The 17,357-nt window shown below is 59.3% G+C and carries 4 protein-coding genes; all 4 read right to left on the bottom strand.

Annotated features, from left to right (window positions below):
- Positions 1–68 precede the first annotated feature (68 nt).
- Positions 69–701, bottom strand: coding sequence for a hypothetical protein (locus tag TQ38_RS04585; RefSeq protein WP_043971934.1), 633 nt, complete (start codon positions 699–701; stop codon positions 69–71).
- Positions 702–705: 4 nt separating this feature from the next.
- Entirely contained in the window at positions 706–1,413 is a 708-nt protein-coding gene (locus TQ38_RS04580; protein WP_043971936.1) for a hypothetical protein, read from the bottom strand.
- Positions 1,414–1,571: 158 nt separating this feature from the next.
- Complete coding sequence (locus TQ38_RS04575; RefSeq protein WP_043971938.1) at positions 1,572–2,084, bottom strand: toxin-activating lysine-acyltransferase; 513 nt, start codon at positions 2,082–2,084, stop codon at positions 1,572–1,574.
- 25 nt (positions 2,085–2,109) lie between these two features.
- Complete coding sequence (locus tag TQ38_RS30810) at positions 2,110–17,352, bottom strand: cadherin domain-containing protein (protein WP_113941881.1); 15,243 nt, start codon at positions 17,350–17,352, stop codon at positions 2,110–2,112.
- Positions 17,353–17,357: the final 5 nt, after the last annotated feature.

Genomic DNA, 17,357 nt, shown 5'->3' with positions numbered 1-17,357 from the left:
CATTTGAATTTCGCCATCGGCCCCGTGAACCCTGGAAACACGGGTTCTCCTACTCCAGTCCCCTTGGCCTACAGTGCTCGGGCCTGTCGGAGCAGATCGATGGCCGCCTCTCTCGTGACGATACCAGTATAGCGCGCAATATTGCCGCAAAAACCCCCGACCCGACCTTCCCGCTCGACTTGCGCGACGAGCGGCGCATGAGCAACAGACCCGTCCGCACGCGTGACGCTCGCGTCGGCAGTGATCCGCACCCTGTTCTTGCAGATTGTGGCAAGATCGCTCTTGCCCATGCATCGAAGAAGGGTCGAGCCGGAAAGAACCCTAACCTTCACAACCGGTTTGCCCACCGGGCTGACGATCTCACCGCTTGGTCCGTTCGCAGCCGCCACCAGGTCTTGAAGCAGCAGCGAGACCGGGTTCTCGATGTGATAGGCCTGGCAATAATTGCTGGCGATAATCACGCGATGATCGGCGGCCGTTGCAGTTTCCAGCGCCAGCAGCGCGTCGCCGGGCGCCGGGGCCTCTGAAAACGGCCCCGCGATGCCCTGGTCGTCAGCGGCCGTGCGAATGGCTACGAGATCGCCTAGATACTCGACGGTGCGCGCGACGACCGACGCGGGCAAACTCGCGCCCACGATGAAGGTTATGCCTATGCCGACCGCGCGAAACAGCCCGGCATAGCGAAAGACTGCAGACGGCATGCGATCAGGCTCCGGCACCGGTGGGCATGGCTGCAGCCTTGTCGCCCCCGGCTTGCTCGGTCGCTTTCAGACGCTTCTTCCAGTCTTTTTTCGTGCTGCCGGTAAGGATCCGCGAGCTTTCCAGAGCAAATTCCTCGGCGAGCTTTTCTCGGACGCCCCCGCCGCGCATCGCGAGGCCGGCGAGGCCACCGTGATTATTGAGGACCTGCACATAAAAGCTGCCGATCTGCTGCTGCGATACCGGATCGAGGACAACGACCTCGCCGGACAGTTCGTCCGCGCTGGAAAGTAGCAAGGCCATCCCGGCGTTGGCGGTCTTGATGTTCTCAATGGTGATACGCAGGTTGACCGCCTTGCCGCCACGCTCGGGCGTGAGGCCCCACTTGCGGGTCACATCGCGCATGACGTTCGGCATCATCGCAGCGAAGGGCAGCGTCGCGTACTGGTCGCGGGAGGGCGCCGTCGAAGCCGGATCAAATGCGGCGAGACCGGCTTCCGTCCGCTTCGCCCCGGCCTTGATCTCGAGGTCACCCATCTTCTTGCTGGCCGTGTCGGCGACAATCACTTCGACGTCACCCACGTAGTTCTTGTCGACGATCTCGGCCGGCAGTTGCTCAATGACCGTGCGCTGCTTAGCCGCAGCGGGATCGAATGCCGCGGGCACGGTGATGGCAACGGCGGCGAGGCTCGCCGCGAGCAGGACTTTCTTCATGATGGTACCCCCAATGAAATAGAGAAGACCTTCGCTGCATTCTCTCCTCCATTCCCCATGGAGATGGTGGATATGCGAGCGAAGGATGGTTCAAACGACCGACAGCGTATTGACCGACCGGAGCATCCTCGCGGGAAGCAGCAGCTGTGAGAGATCAGCTACGGCTTGGCCGACTGTTCGACGGCATGGCGCAGCCGCTCGCCAGCGTCCGCCGCCACTACCTGGACGGTTCGCTTCCCGGTCTGCGGGTCCGTCTGGTGGAAACGGAATTCCTGTCCCTTGAGGGGTCCGGATATGAGATCGGCGATCATGATCTCGCGCTGTTTATTCTCGGCGTTCGCGAAAGGCGCGATCAGATCGACCAGCCAAAGCTGGTCGCCCTCCTTCCATTCCTCAAGCGTCAGCCGGTTTTCCGGCTCGATCATACCCTTTTCGAGTTTGGCGGCAGCCACGGGCGAGCATTTCGCCCACAGGGCAAGGCCAACGGGCTGCTGGCCATCGCGAAACATATAGAACTGTTCATTCAGCAGCGCCGGCATCACTAACCATTCCAGGTCCGAGAGCGCGAGGCCCCGATGAAGCGGAGACTGGGTAAGCAGCCAGGCCATTTCCCCGAGGAAATGGCTGACAGTCAGCGGCGCGATAGGGGCAGTATCCTGTGTAGTCGTCATCTCAGTGTCCAATTCTCGTTCGGCTTCAGGCAGCCGAAGCTGTCAGCATGTCATAGCTGCTGGGTAGATCGGTGTGTCTACCGGTCAAGGCTCCGTCGGTTCCATTCGCCCCAAAGGTGCTCATGGCCTGGGCGAGCCGGGCAGCCGCCTGCGTGGCCCCGGTCTGCGCTGACGATGGATCGAAGGCCAGGGCGACGTTACCGATCGTTGCGGTGACGCCGTTATCCTTGGTGTAGATCGAGGTGGTGAGCGGCACGTTACGCCCAATCTTTGCCGCTTCACCGACTGTCGTGCTCGTCAGGGAAATCTCCTTGATCCCGAGATCGGTGAGACCATGGAGTTCGCCAGCGTCGGATACCCCATTGTGGTTGGCGTCCTGCCAGACCTTGAGATCGCCGAACCGGGCGTCGGTGGCATTGATCTTGCCGTCCTTGTTGGCATCGAGCGTGCCAAGGCCATCCCACGCGCTCTTCGCGTTCTCCTTCTCGGCGAGGAACGAGATTTCAGAGGCATGGGTGATCGCACCGTCGCCATTGCGGTCGATGACTAGCAGGCCATCGCCATCGGCGACCCACCCGGTGTCGTCCGCCGTCCCGTCGCCATCCATGTCGAAGTGGGCATCGGTTTTGCCGCGCTTGCGGGCTTCGAGACCGTCCCCGTCGAGATCGACCAGGATCGCGGAAAGCATCCCGACCTTCGTGTTATCGAACTCGATGATGGAGGCGGGCCCGATCAGCCCTGCGGATGCTGCAATCGCACCTTGCGCGTCCCTGGGGACGACATGGGCGCCATCCGAAGCGCCGGACAAGCGGAAGCGCTTGGCTTTCCCAGACCAAGTGCTGGTCTGGAACGCCGGATCGACAAGCGCCGAGAGAGCCTTGAATGCCAGACCGACGTCGAGAAGCGTGCCGGAACTGCCATCATCGAGCAGGTACGCGGAACGGTTGTAGGTGATGTTCTTGCCTGCTGCGGCCGTTTCGCCTGTTGCCGTGCCCTGCAGCGTGATCGAAGTGATCCCCGCCTCCGCAAGGCTCAGCAACTCGCCAGCATCCGTCGTGCCGTTGCTGTTCCGGTCGAACCACAGCTTGAACTCCACGAAACGGGCATCCCCGCCATCGAGAAGACCGTTGGCATTGGTGTCGAAGGCTGCAAGCCCTTCAAGGTCGGTCTTTGCACCCTGCTTGTCGGAGACGAAGGAGATTTCCTTGATGTCGTCGATCGTGCCGTTGCCATTGCGATCCAACGCCAGGAACGCATCGTCGGCTTCGATCCAGCCTGCCTTGTCGGCGACCCCATCCCCGTTCATGTCGAAGCGCGTGGCGCTGTCCGCCAGCGAAATCAACGCAGCGCCGTCTCCGTCGAAGTCGAAGACGATCGGGGCTGCCACGTCGGTCTGAGGATTTGTGGGAGTGACGGCGTCTTGTATATCCAAGGTGTCAGCAGCGCTGACCTCTGGATCTTCGGAACCTGCAACTGCGACGGCATAGTCACCTTGTGTCGGGGTGCCTTGGCCCTGATCGACCGCATCGGAACCGGCACCTGAAGCAGAGGTCAGGGAGGTAGAGGCTCCTGCCTCCTCGTCATCGGCGAGAGCGCCCTCCATGTTGGAAGGATCAAATGCAAGGCTGACATCCCCGATCACGTGCGACGTACCGTCGGCCATCAGGTAGTCAGAGGTAGCGGTGATCACATTACCGTTGGAAACCGGCCGTTCCCCGGTTTCCAGGAGGGTAAGGTTGATCTGGACAATGCCAGCTTCAGTGAGCGATCTGAGTTCGCCAGCATTGCTAACCCCGTCCTGATTAACGTCCTGCCATACAAGGAACTCGCCAAAGCGTTGATCCCCGGCGTCGAGCAGTCCGTTCTCATTAGTGTCATAGGCGCGCAGACCTTCCAGGTCGGTGAGCGCGTTCGCCAGATCGCTGACGAAGGATATCTCCGAAATACTGTCGATAGTGCCGTTGCCGTTGCGGTCGAGCGCAAGTAAACCGTCATCCGGCGCAACCCAACCGGTACGATCAGCTATTTCGTCCTGATCCATGTCGAATGAGACGTTTGAGTCATCGTAACCGACGAGTTCAAGACCATCCCCGTCGAGATCGAGGACGATCGGCGGCACGGTTGAGCCACGCTTTACGAAGGTAATCTTCATATTGACAGGAGTCGTGAGCCCTCCATTCACGATATTGAGCGTGAATGTCGCATCGACGCTCGATGTGCGACGAGTTCCGCCAATCTTGAGGCCACCCTCCCATTCGCCGTCCCAATCCTGGCCTGGAACCCAGAAGCCGATCCGGCCATATTGGTCGATCCGAATTTCGGGCATTGCCGTGGCATTGATCTGACTGCTGCCACCCCCAACAACATTATATTCGCGGTACGCGAGGTTGGATATTGAATAGGAAACAGATTGCCCCTCCGGATCGTATACGATTGGAGAAATATATCGCGTCACCGCCGACGAGTCCGCCAGGATCCGGTATTCGGTGTCACTCAACTTTATCCAGGTGCCCTTCGAACTCCCTTGCAAATAAGAACTATACGAAACGTGCTCGTTGAGGTCGTTGATCGTTGCGTTGAACGTCGTGGATGCAGAGAATTGCCCGTCGCTGGCGACGACCGTGAGGCTTTGCGTTGCGAGCGAGTGATCGCGAACGGCCACTGTCGTCTCGTACGGTTCGGGCCCCCACCCATAGTCGACCCATTCGGTGACGGTCTCATACCGCGTGGTTAGCGCCTCGTAATCGACGCTCCCTGCTGTCAAGCGCAGTACGCCCTCCTTGGTCAGCGTCCAGATACCCGACCTGGTGCTCCCATCGGCGTCAGGAGTTGCACCGGCAATTTTCCATTCGATCTTGGGGTGCGGATTACCCGCGAGATCCGTGTCAAGAAGAAATGAGGCAATCGATTCTTCCGTTTTCGAGTACGGCCCCATAGTTTCATCCAGGCTGATCTGGGTCGACACAAGTGAGTGTTGCTCATTCACATCGCCGATCTCGATCCGGAACTCGGCGCGCGATTCCGTGAATCCGGCCTGGTTCCAGTTGTCCCGCGCAGCAACGACATAGGTCCGGATCGGATCACCACCTTCACGATTGATGCCCGAATTGACCCGGACGACGCCGGTGGAGTTATCGATTTTGTATCGCCCATCCCAGGTCTGAAGCGAATAGTTGCTTCCATCCCAGAACCAGTAGCCTTGCTGGCCAAAGGCGGTCGCGCTGCTATCGGAATCTCCCGCCGTGACCGTTCCGACATACGTGTCGATCCCGACGTTTTCGTTGACGACGAAGGAGCCGCCACCAAGCCAGTTCTGCTCGTTCACATCGTTGATGGTGATGACGTAGTTGCTACGGCTTTCGGTATATCCGGCAGCACCCTGATTATCGCGCGCGGCGACCACGTAGTTGCGCGACGGGTCTGCCGCTTCCCTGTTAAGCCCAGCGTTGACCTTGATGGTCCCCGTCGTGTTGTCGATTGAGTAGCGTCCGTCCCAGGTCGCGCTCGAGTAATTCGTACCATCCCAGAACCAGTAGCGCTGCATGCCGAAAGCGTTGCTGGCGCTGTCCGGATCGGTCGCCGTGACGGTTGCAACCGTGGTCCCAACACCGACGTTCTCGTTAACTCCGAAGGATCCTCCGGCAAGGCCGTTCTGTTCGTTGAGATTATTGACGTTGATGGTGACGGACGTCGAGGTCTGGTTGTAGCCCCCTGCCCCGGCGTTATCGCGGGCGATTACAGTGTAGGCAACGCTCGTCGATCCCGCCTCGAAGTTCAGGCCCGCGGCGGTCTTGATCTGGCCGGTGGTGACATCGATCGTATAGCGCCCGTCGGACGAGGTCCCGCTGGCGGACGAGCCGTTGAGGAAATAGTACCTTTGCTGTCCGAAGGCGACCGCTCCCCCGTCCGGATCGCTGGCTGCGACCGCGCCCACCACGGTGCCAACGGCGACGTTCTCATTGGCTCCCATCGTATAAGAGCCGGGCAATACGTTCTGCTCGTTCACGTTGGTGACGGGAACGACGATCTGTTTGTCGTAGAACAGACCAGCGGCATCGAATACGCGCACGGTGATCGTATTCGCCGCATCACGGCCTGACGCCTCAAAGTCCAAGTTGCCTTCGCCATTCGCGACGAGCAGGCGGCTCGTGTTGGCGGTGTCGAGGACGTAGCGACCGCCAGCATTATTGAGGAGCTGGAAGCTGGTCGGGGCGCCGACACCCTCGGCTGTGTCCGGATCCGCCCCGGCAAGCGTTCCGACGAACGTTCCGGTCGCGGCATTTTCCACGACCGAGCCCGTCAGCGTTATGTTGGTTGGGCTGCCGTTGACGACCACAGACAGGTTCGACCATGCCGATGTCCGCGTCGAGGCTCCGTCCTTTGTCTGAACCGCAAAGCTGAGGGCAGCGTTCTCGTAGCGCCCGGCCGGTACCGCCATGCGCAGACCGCTGAGCTGTGCCGCCGTCAGACGCCACCATCCGGAAGCGGACTCCCATGTACCGACCGCCGTGCCGGCTGCGTTGACCAGCGAGTAGCCGCTGGGCAGACCCTTGACGAGGACATCGACGGCCTCCGAGCCATCCGTATCCGGCGTGATCGCGGCAACAGCGATGGCGATGTTCGTGCCGGCGTTGCCGCCAGCGCTCGCAAGCGCGCTGAAGCTCCCCGTATCCGCAGTCGGCGCGATGCTCAGGGCAATGCCTCCGGCATCCAGAGCCGTACGCGTCGTCCCACGAATCTTCGCCTGGAGCTGAAGCGGCAGATTTCCACCCGGAAGCAGGTGAGTACTAGCGTTCGGGGCCAGTGTCAGCGTGACCGTCCGGTTGCCGTTCACGTCGGGGCTGCCGTAATTTATGCCGGTCACATAGTCGGACAGGACGTAACCGTTGGACGCTGTCAGCGTGAGGTCGATCTGGCTGGCAGGGACATCGATGCCCAATCCCTGATCGTCCACGAACCAGGCCTGGACCGCGAAGCTTATGGTCGAGGTGGCAGCATCAAGGGCCTCGGTTCCGCTGATTGAAATGGTATCGCTGATCCTGGGGGCGCTGAGACGGCCCCAGTTGTCCTCCATTCCGTTCTTGAACAGCGCGTTGTTCGTGCGCAGCGCAGCCATCGCGCTCTGGGTGGTCGGACGACTGCCGACCGGAATGCCGGCCATCAACGTTACCAGCGCGTCAACGTTGACCGGAAGCGTGGCGCGATCGGTACCATCCGAGATCAAGTCGATCTTGAAGTAGTTTTCCGGGAGGTTGCGGTCGGGAAGCTGGAACCAACTCTCGACGGTAACTGTCCCTTCGGGACCCGATTGTCCCAGCAGAGTCAAGCGCAGGTGGTTACCGGTAGAGCTGACCACACCACTGTCGTCGACGCGATCGAACCAGACGTCGGTGTAGACGACTGAATTATCCAGCGCGAGGTGATCGAAGTTGTCTCCGGTCGCATCGAAATTCCTGATGCGATCGTTACCCTGGTTGCGGCCGATGAAATAGGTGTCGTTATCGGCACCGCCGATCAGGATGTCGTTGCCTGCACCGCCATCGAGATAATCGTCGCCTGCCTCCGCATCGAGCGTATCATTTCCATCGCCGCCGATGAGGTAGTCGTTCCCGGCTCCGCCCTTGATGATATCATTGCCTCCGCCGCCGCGAAGAACGTCGGAGCCAGCGGAGCCGGTAAGCGTATCTGCCAACCCGGACCCTTCGATCAATTCGATCCCCGTCAAGGTATCGCCCTGCGCGAAACCGCCGCTGTGGACGCTAGTCGTCAGGTTGATCGTTACGCCTGCGGTAGAACCGGCATAGCTTACGCCATCGAACCCGGCACCGCCGATCAACTGGTCGGCACCATCGCCGCCGTCGAGGTAATCGTCGCCCTCACCGCCGTCGAGGATGTCATTACCGGCACCGCCGATAAGGCCCGCAGCCGTGAAGCCGCGCCACGCGTCCGTGCCGGAAGCACGCACGCCCTCGGCTCCGATGCCGCCCGTCAGGGTATCGTTGCCGGTCCCGCCATCGAGAACATCGTTGCCGGCTCCGCCTGTAAGAGTGTCATCTCCGGCTTCGCCGAGCAGTTGGTCATCGCCGCCATCCCCCGACAGGGTGTCGTTGCCGTCCCCGCCATAAAGCGTATCGTTGCCATCGCCGCCTTCGAGCTGGTCGTTGCCGGCGAGGCCCGACAGAATGTCATTACCGGCAAGCCCTCGCAGGATGTCCCGGTTCTGCTGACCGGTCAGCGTGTCAGCCCCTGCGGTGCCATCCACGACATCATCTGCGTTGATGATGGTAAAGGAGAACGTCTGATCCAAGGATAGCGGTGCCGAGGATTTATCAGTGGCGCGCACCTTGAGAACAATCGACGCGCCATCGGTCTCGAAATCGAGGCTCTTGTCCGCGAGCAGGACCAATTGGTTGGCGGCATTGACGGCAAATCTCGTGCTGGCCGTGGTCGAACTGTTCTCATAGACCGCATAGGTCTGTTGGCCAGCAAGCTGACTGACGAGGTCAGGATCCGTGGTGCTGAGCGTCCCCAGAACTATCGCGGCGCGCGCGCTGCCCGCCGCCAGGCGGTCGCGTTCGGCGATGGATGACGCTGCGGATGCCAGAGCAATGGCCGTTTGCCGCTGATTGACGTCTTCCACCTTGACGGTGAAGGTCACGGGCGCGGAGGAGAGCGCACCGTCCGAGGCATAGACCTTGCCAGTAAGCGTAACCTCGCCGAACCCATCGCCGTCGCTGTCCGTGACCGTAAAGCCGGCGCCGACCAGAGCCTCGAAATCAGGCTCAACCGCGAACTGGACGTCGGTGCCCGAAATCTTGAACCGGCTGCCAGGGTTGCCCGTGGCATCGGCTACAAAGACGATCGATGGATTGGGGGCACCATCGGGATCACTGGTGGTGAAACGTGCGGCCAGAGCAGAAACGTTCGATGGGTTGGTTCCCGCCACATACTCGCTGACAATGCCGACAGGCGCGGACAGCACAGGGACGTTGGGGGCCTCGTTGACGTTGGTCACGGTCACCGTGAACGCTGCCTCGGAGGATGCGCCGTAGCTGTCAGTCGCCCGCACACGGACCGTGTGCGAGGACGCGGCTTCCCTGTCCAGCAGGCTGGCGTTCAGGACGCGCAATTCACCCGTCGAGGTGATCGTGAAACGTCCGCCCGCGTTGTCTGTAAGCGTGTAGGTGATCGTGTCCCCTTCCACGTCCAGCGCGGTGAACGAGCCGATCAAGGCACCGTTAGCGGTAGTACTGCCAGGAGCGCCCTCGGCGATCTGGAGCGGGGCCTGGCCCACCATCGCAATGGCGCGCGGCGCATCGTTCACTGCGGTAATCGTGACGTTGACCGGCAAGGCGACGGATTGCCCATCGGCATCGGTCGCGATGACGACGAACGTGTCGGATCCATTGGCATCGGCAAAGGGCGTGTACGTAAGTGTGCCGGTCACAGGATTGAACTGGCTGATCACGCCCTTGCTCGGACCCTTCGCCGGATCGAGCGCATAGGACGTGACGTTTTGATCGTGATCGATCACAGCATAGCTGCCGTTGACGGCAAGTGGGGTATCTTCCGCCAGCGTGATCACACGGGGGGCGGCGGGACCGGTCGGGGCCGCCTTGCTACCCGCATGCCAGTAGGTGCCGAGCTTCTGCGCGACGTCCGCGAACATCGAGACCGGCGTTACTGCCGGCGTCGATGACTTGGCGGTCATGACCGTGACAAGATTGAGAGCGTCAGGGTGATCGAGGAAAATGACATGCGTGGTGGTCTGGATCGCGTGGATCCGGCTCTGGCCGCTCGCCAGGAAGAACCCTTTTACCGTGATGCTCGCGTCCGATCCGATCACCGCAATACGCAGATCATTGCCGACCTGCGTCAGCCATAGCTCATTGTATGCCACGGTTTCATCGAATGTGATCGTGTTGCTGCCGCTGGTGTCGGTGAGGATATCCGTTCCAGAATACCGATCGAAAATATAGGTGTCGTTACCGGATGCACCATTCAGCGTATCGTTGCCTCGGCCGCCGTCCAGCTTGTCGTTCCCGGTGTCTTCGATCAGGTTGTCGTTGCCGTCCCCGCCGATCAGAGTGTCGTTGCCGGCACCTCCGCTGATATGATCGTTGCCGAGACCGCCCGAGAGAATGTCGTCTTCAGTCTGACCAAAGAGTTGGTCATCACCGTCACCCCCGTCCAGAACATCGTTCTGGGCACCGCCATAGAGCTTGTCGTTGCCTAGGCCGCCGGAGATCGAATCCGCGCCGTCCTCGCCGTAGAGGTTGTCATTGCCGTCATCGCCGCTGAGGACGTCATCGCCGGCGCCCCCATACAGGTTATCGGTACCGGCGAGGCCGAAGAGCTTGTTGTCGGCCCCATCGCCCGTGATCGCGTCATTATAGGCCGACCCGACGACATTCTCGATTCCGATCAGCGTATCGCCAAGCGCTTCCGACCCATCCGCACCGGTCTGCGCGGTCGCGAGCCGGAGATCGACGGTAACCGCAACAGCGGACCTCACATAGCGGACAGTGTCACCAGCGTTAGTCGCGTCTTTCAAAGACGTGTTGGAGCCACCGTCGAGAACGTCCGCGCCTAGCCCGCCCTCGAATACGTCGTTGCCCTCCCCTCCGACAAGGGTATCGTCCCCTCCATAACCGACTAGGACGTCGTCCCCAGCCCCGCCGTTAAGACTGTCGTTAAACACACCGTATCGACCGATAATGAGATCGTCCAAATCTCCGCCGTTGATTGTTGCATCGCTCGCTGCGCCGCCGACGCTTGCAAGAGACACCGCCAATCCATCGGCGAACTTAAGGTACTCAATGGCGCTGTTGCCGATCCTTTGCCCCTTGATGGTGATCTGCGATGTCACCACGCCACCGATTGTCAGAACGAGATCGTCACCGACGAAGACTCCACTGACATCTCCGAGGCTTATGTTGGGACCAAATTCGATTTCGTCTTCGCCGCCGTTGACCGAAGTGTCGAATCGCTGGCGCGTAACCTGCTGCCCATTGGTACGGGCAAAGCCGCCGAGCCAGCCTCCTTGGGCATAGGCGGTAGGCGCTGGCACCGCAGGCGTCGTGCCGACGGTGTAGAGATAGGTGGCATTGTCATAGACGATCGTGCCGTCCGCCGTCTGGACCTGCAGGCGCCAGTAGCGCTTGCCGGACGTCGGGTCGACCGTCCCGGTATCGGCCCAGGACTTGACCGTGAACCCGGTGCCTAGTGCCCCTGCCGCGGTAACTGCCTCGTCGATCGTGAAAGCACCCTCCACGATCGTGTCCGCACCGTCGCCCGTGTTCCAGACATAGGTGTCGTCGCCAGTGTTGCCGGCGATCTGATCGTTGCCCTTGCCGCCCGACAATTCGTTCTGCCCGCTGTCGCCGCCAATGATGTCCACGCCAGCACCGCCGATCACGTTCTCGATTGAGTAGTACTCGTCGCCCGTCGCATCGCCTGTGTTCGTATGGGCTGCTGACAACTGGATACGCAGGGGCGCCGATGTCGAGGCATAGCTGGCGGCATCGATGCCGGCGCCGCCGACCAGGATGTCCTTGCCAGCGCCGCCGTCGAGGATATCATCGCCAGTGCCGCCGTACAGGACGTCATCACCGGCCTCGCCCTTGAGGGTATCAAAACCGCTGTTGCCGGAGAGGATATCGTTGCCGGAACCACCGGCGATGACATCGTCACCCGCTGCGCCCGTGATCCAATCAGCGATGGCTGTACCGGCCAGCGGCGCGCTGGCGATGCCGTCAGCGGCATCGGTGCCCGCCTTGAGCGTCATCTTCGCCGGATCGATATCCAAGATGCCGGTCTGGTAGAAGGCCAGCTTCTCGATGCTGCCCGGTGCCAAGAACCAGTCCTTGATGGTGATGCTGTCCGCAACGAGCGAGGTATTGGCGACCTCGTTGCTCTCCTTGCTGACGACCAGCACCAGATCGTTCGATCCTGCGGGGCGTTGCAGGACCACGTCCTGGAGGTTGATGCCCGGAGCAAACTCGATCGTATCCGTACCTGAATTGGCGGTGATTACCGCGTCCGCAGGCGGGACAAAGACCTTGAGGGTGTTGGTGCCGCTGTCGAAGTCGTAGCGGCCGATCCACTCGTATTCTGGCTCTGCCGCGGTGCCGACATTCTTGCGAAGCACGACACCGCCTGGCCCGGTCACTTCGCCGGTCGTCCCGCTGAAGGTGAACCCGGCGGCATACGAACCGCCTGCCCAAACAACCTGCCAGTAATTGGCGAACTCGTCGAACACCATGTCCCGGCCATCGCCGCGCGAGAACTTGAAGGTGTCGTTGCCGGCGCCGCCCGCCAGCACGTCGCCGTCTCCGGTGCCGCCCGAAAGGATATCGTCGTCCGCACCGCCGTAGATATCGTCCGCGCCCGCATCTCCCGTGATGGCGTCGGCGCCGCGTCCGCCCAGCAGTTGGTCATCGCCAATCCCGCCTATCAGCAGGTCCTGGCCGATATCGCCGGCGACCATGTCATTGCCGGTGCCGCCGTTACCAACGTCGTTGCCGCCCAGGAGATAGAGCTTATCGTTGCCCGCGCCGCCGTACACGAAATCGTTGCCCGCTGTGCCGATCAGAACATCATTGCCAGCCCCGCCGACGATAAAGCTCGTCGTGTCGCCGATGCGGATTTCGTTGCCGTCGGCGAACTTGAGCCATTCGACGCGTTTGTAGGGGTTCGAAAACCAATCCTTGACGGTGATGACCGTGCTTGTCGCACGCTCGGTTCCGCCCACGGTCTCCATGAGCGTGATCAGCAGATCGTTGCCCGGCGTGCCCGAAGTGCCTGAACGCTGCAGACGGACATCGCCGATGCCGATGCCAGCACCGAAAACGATGGCATCTTCGCCGCCTTCGACCGCGCCAGACGACACGCCGGCCGATGTGCCGACCCAGTCAGGGCGCAGCGCGCCCGCCTGCAGGGGATTGGTTTTCCATTTCTCAATAGCGCTGATCCGCTGAGACAGCGCATCTGTGCTCGTATTCGTCAACGCGGATTCGGTGCTCGCCTCATCGATGATGTCAGCACCGTCTCCGCGACGAACCACATACTGATCCGCGCCGGTTCCGCCCTTGAGGCTGTCCCCCTCGCCGGCACCGCCGACGAGGATGTCGTCACCAGCGCCGCCGAGCAGCGTGTCAGTACCTTCCCCGCCTTCGAGCCAATCGGAACCCTCACGACCGCGAAGCGTATCGTTGCCCGCACCGCCATTCAGATAGTTGCCGTCGCCGCCTAGCGATCCTGCTGCGGTCGAACCTGCATCGAGAGTGTCAGTGCCGTCACCGCCTAGCAGCCAATCGTCGAGGCGGCCCCCGTAGATGATGTCGTCGCCCGCGCCGCCGAACACGTTGTCGCCGAGATTGGAGGCGTAGATGGTGTCGTTGCCGGCTCCGCCGTCGATCGTCGCGGCGATAGGGATATCGAGAATACGGCGGTCGCTTGTCGCAAACCCGACCGTTGTCGATGCCGACATCGTGCGCGAGCGCGAGACGGTGAAGATCGCTTTGCCCGAGCTTTCGTCGACGACCACGCTATCGATCCAGACGAGGGGCTCGGTTCCAGCGCCGTCGACGATCGTGCCAGTGCCCGTGACCGGCTGAGCGCCATTGGCCAACGCTGACGCGCCGGTCGTTGCGGTTGCCTGCAGTTTGAACTTTTCGTTACCCTCGACTTTGAGAAATTGCGGCTTGCCGTTCCCCGGAGTGACGACTTGGCCGTTCACTACGGTCGGGGCCACATAGTCCGGATTGGCGACGTTATCGGCGACCACTGCGGTCCGCACGAAAAGCTGCGTTGCGCCGACCGCGAAGGTCGCGCTGGTCGCGTTCGTCCAGGTCGTGCCGTTGGTCGAGACTTGAATATTGCTCGCACCAGTGCTGCCGAAATCGATACCATCGCCAGTTGCCTTATCGGCAAGAAGGGCAAGATTGACGGTGACCGCACTTGTAGCGGCTTTCGAAAGCGAGAAACGAAATACCGCGTAGCCGTCGCCTTCCCAGGCATAGCTGTTGCCAACCATCAGGGTGGGAGCGGCTGCCGTGCCATCAATGATCGTCGCCGTTGCTGCTCCGCCCATGATCTGCATGCCCGGAGCATTCGAAAGCGATGCGAGGAAATTCTCGCTGGCTTCTGCTATTGCATCTGCCGTGACATTGACCTGCACCGTCGTACGCAAAGCCGTCGGCGCGAAGGTGAGGGTCGCAGACTTTGCCGTGAAATCCACGCCGCTTACGGCAATATCGTCATTCAACCTTCCGTTGACGATGTAATTGCCTTGATCGGGTAAGTTCGCAAGACGAAGGTCAATTGGGTCATTGGCCGATGTTCCAATAATCCGCGTGTTCGAACCGGGATCGATCGTATCCTCAATTGTTCCCAAGAATACGTTATTTGCGTCCTTGACACTCCACAAGCGAGCACCAGTGCCAGCGTCGATCACATGCTCCAATTGCCATGCAAGTAGTGCGTTCCCGTCAATCTTGCTGTCCGCCGCTTCGTCGAGAAAAGCAACGTAACCACCCACCCAGTCGGTTTGGGAACGCCTATCGAGACCAAGTTCATTGGCGCGCGCTAACGTGACGAGCCATCCTGCGGCGAAAGCCGAGTTCGGCTCGGCCGCAATTAGAGCGTTGATTGCTGCAACGTTACCTAAATATTTTTCATAGTCTGCTGCAACTGACAAATCTCCCAACAGGGTGGCCATGTTGAACTGGCCCGCAGCGCCTGCAGCATCGGTCTCAGAATTACCCAGCGCGTTAGCTAGACTAGCCGCCAACGCACGCTTCAAATACAAATCTCCACCCGCGAGCTGGCCCGAAATGCTTGACAAACCTAGATAAGTACCGTGGTCTATTAACTGTTGGGCACCCGCACTGCCACTGAACCGTGCAGTAATCGCGTCTTTATCGCGCGTCGAAAGCGGTCGGTAGACAAAGTCTTTCTTGCGCATCCCATAATTGCCGGACTGCACTGCGTCAGGGTGCAGCAGCGCCCCACCGGTTGCCAGCAAAACGGAATTGAAATTGTCACTTACAGCGCTTGCAAGACTTTTGGCAGCGTCCTTCGACCCACCTTTGCGCGAATAAAGATTAGCAACGACAAACTTTTGTTGCTCAAAGCTCCATTGGGAATCTGCTCCAGAGCGCGGTGTACCCCCAAAGAGCGAACCAATAAGGCCTCCGACAACTTGCCAGAATGCCACGGCAACTACCGCAGCGGCAAATGTGACCGGGTTAATCCCGCTTGCGAGAATGACGCTACCAACATAGGACCCGTAGGCTGCACCGACGGCACTACCTATCTGCCCCCCGACGTTATCAGGTGTATAGATCTCGTTGGCGAGCTTCGTGCCCAGATAGCTTGCGGCTGCATTCGCAATGGCTGGACCGATATTGGAGAACACGGTAGTCGACTTCACGGTGCCATCAGCAGCGGTGTAAGCTTCTCCTAGGTGTTCAAGATTGGAGATAATTGTTGAAATTGCTGCGCTGCCAAGGCTGTTAACAGCCTCGCCCGGCACCCCACCTAGCCCTACGGCACTGATCACTTCGGCAGTCAAATAGGAAGATAGTGCACCTGTTCCTGCCCCTTTGATGTTTTGCCAAAGCGTATTGCCGAGATTTTCGCCAAAACCGACGATTGGTTCACCAGTAGCGTTATCTATAGGCGTTGCGCCATTTAGGAAATTTGTAGATGATGTTCCATTAAATAATCTCGTATCTACGAACTCTCCGAGCGCGCCCAGTGCTGTGCCAAGCGTTGCTGAGGACAAAATCTGTCCAAATGGATTATCGCTTAGTCTTCTTCCCAACACAGAACCAAGCGCAATTCCAACTTGACCCCCATCAATGTTGGATATCCCACCAACGACCAATCCGGCGAACTTCTGAAAATCGCTCCAAAGCGTGAATTGCCTGCCGCCGACTACAAGAGGTGCCTTTTTTCCAACCGCAGATGCCGTCCGCGAGACATCCTTGACCCCGTCGCCATTGAGATCAACGTAGCCCAATTCAACTCGATCGTAATTGTCAAGGGTGCTACCCCAAGCCGCATCTTGGGCTGGGGTGAGTCCCGCGGGCTTAGCCTTAAGTTTTAAGAAGCCCTGTCTTTCATACTCTTTAAGCTGGGCTTCAGTAATAACAGTCTGCTGCTTATTATAATCATTGATCGATCTACCCCACCCAGCCTCCTGCTCAGCAGTCAATCCAGCAGGCTTAGCTTTAATACTTATTAGGCCATCTCTTAAAAGATCGGCAATTTGCGCAGGAGTAACCGCGCTGTTAATCTTATTAATATTATCGATTGTCTTCGAAAAATACAAATTGACTACACTTCGCCTTAAGTTCTCATACTGCTCAGCAACGAGTGGAATTAGCCCCGTTTTCGGATCGTTGTAAGCGCTCTCAATATCCGAAAGGGTAAACTTAATTGAGCCAGTGTCGTAAGTAACCCCTTGAAGGACAAACTTGTCACCGGACTGCCCAGAGGTTTTTACGCTTTCCGCAATTTTGGCGAGCGCTACGGCAAATTCATAGCCTGCTTTATAGGAATCTTCCACTGCCACGCGGCTAACCGTCACAGGAGCGAGCAGTTCCCCCCACGTGGATGGGTCATTTCCTGTAGAGCTTGCGGCGAAAAGATGGCCGCCGAAGAAACCATGAGATGTCTCATGAAAAAACGCTGCCATATTCCGGGCCTGGCTAACGCCATCCGCATCGCTCGATGCGACAAACGTCTCGAGTTGATTATCCCAAAGCGTTTCGCCGACATCTTCTATGTTGGCTTGCCCGCCCGCGCCAGCAGAGGTCGGAGCCCCTGCATCAAAGATAGCGATAACATCATAACCCTTGCCTTGAAGTGACTGCAGCACCGCAAGAGAGCGCGTTAGCTCAGGAATATTCAAGCCATTAAGTGCAGCATACTTGATTAGTGCAAGGGCCGTGTCATAGCGCTTAATGCTTGAATCATTAAATCCTATAATATCGAATTTCGGCAATGTATAAGTATTGCCGTTATAGGTTATCGAACCTAAGTCGTAGTACCGTCGATCTGCGGTCGAGACCGGATCGTTCTGGAATTTTTTAAATATTCTGCGGGTTGTAATTGGTTTTGGGTAATCACTTTTACCATTCAGAAGCTTCTCGAGATCGTATCCGCCACCGGAGATATCAGTTAAATATTTCCAAACCTCAGAATAAGGAATTTTTACCTTAGTTTGGTCGTACAGAGGGGTCGCGATCGGATCACTCATTTTAT

Source organism: Novosphingobium sp. P6W, assembly GCF_000876675.2.
GTDB lineage: Bacteria > Pseudomonadota > Alphaproteobacteria > Sphingomonadales > Sphingomonadaceae > Novosphingobium.
This window is presented reverse-complemented; position numbering and strand designations above follow the sequence as displayed.

Excerpts from the sequence above, each read along its gene's own strand:
- TQ38_RS04580 (WP_043971936.1), bottom strand. The coding sequence starts at position 1,413 with ATGAAGAAAGTCCTGCTCGCGGCGAGCCTCGCCGCCGTTGCCATCACC.
- TQ38_RS04585 (WP_043971934.1), bottom strand. The coding sequence starts at position 701 with ATGCCGTCTGCAGTCTTTCGCTATGCCGGGCTGTTTCGCGCGGTCGGC.
- TQ38_RS30810 (WP_113941881.1), bottom strand. The coding sequence starts at position 17,352 with ATGAGTGATCCGATCGCGACCCCTCTGTACGACCAAACTAAGGTAAAA.
- TQ38_RS04575 (WP_043971938.1), bottom strand. The coding sequence starts at position 2,084 with ATGACGACTACACAGGATACTGCCCCTATCGCGCCGCTGACTGTCAGC.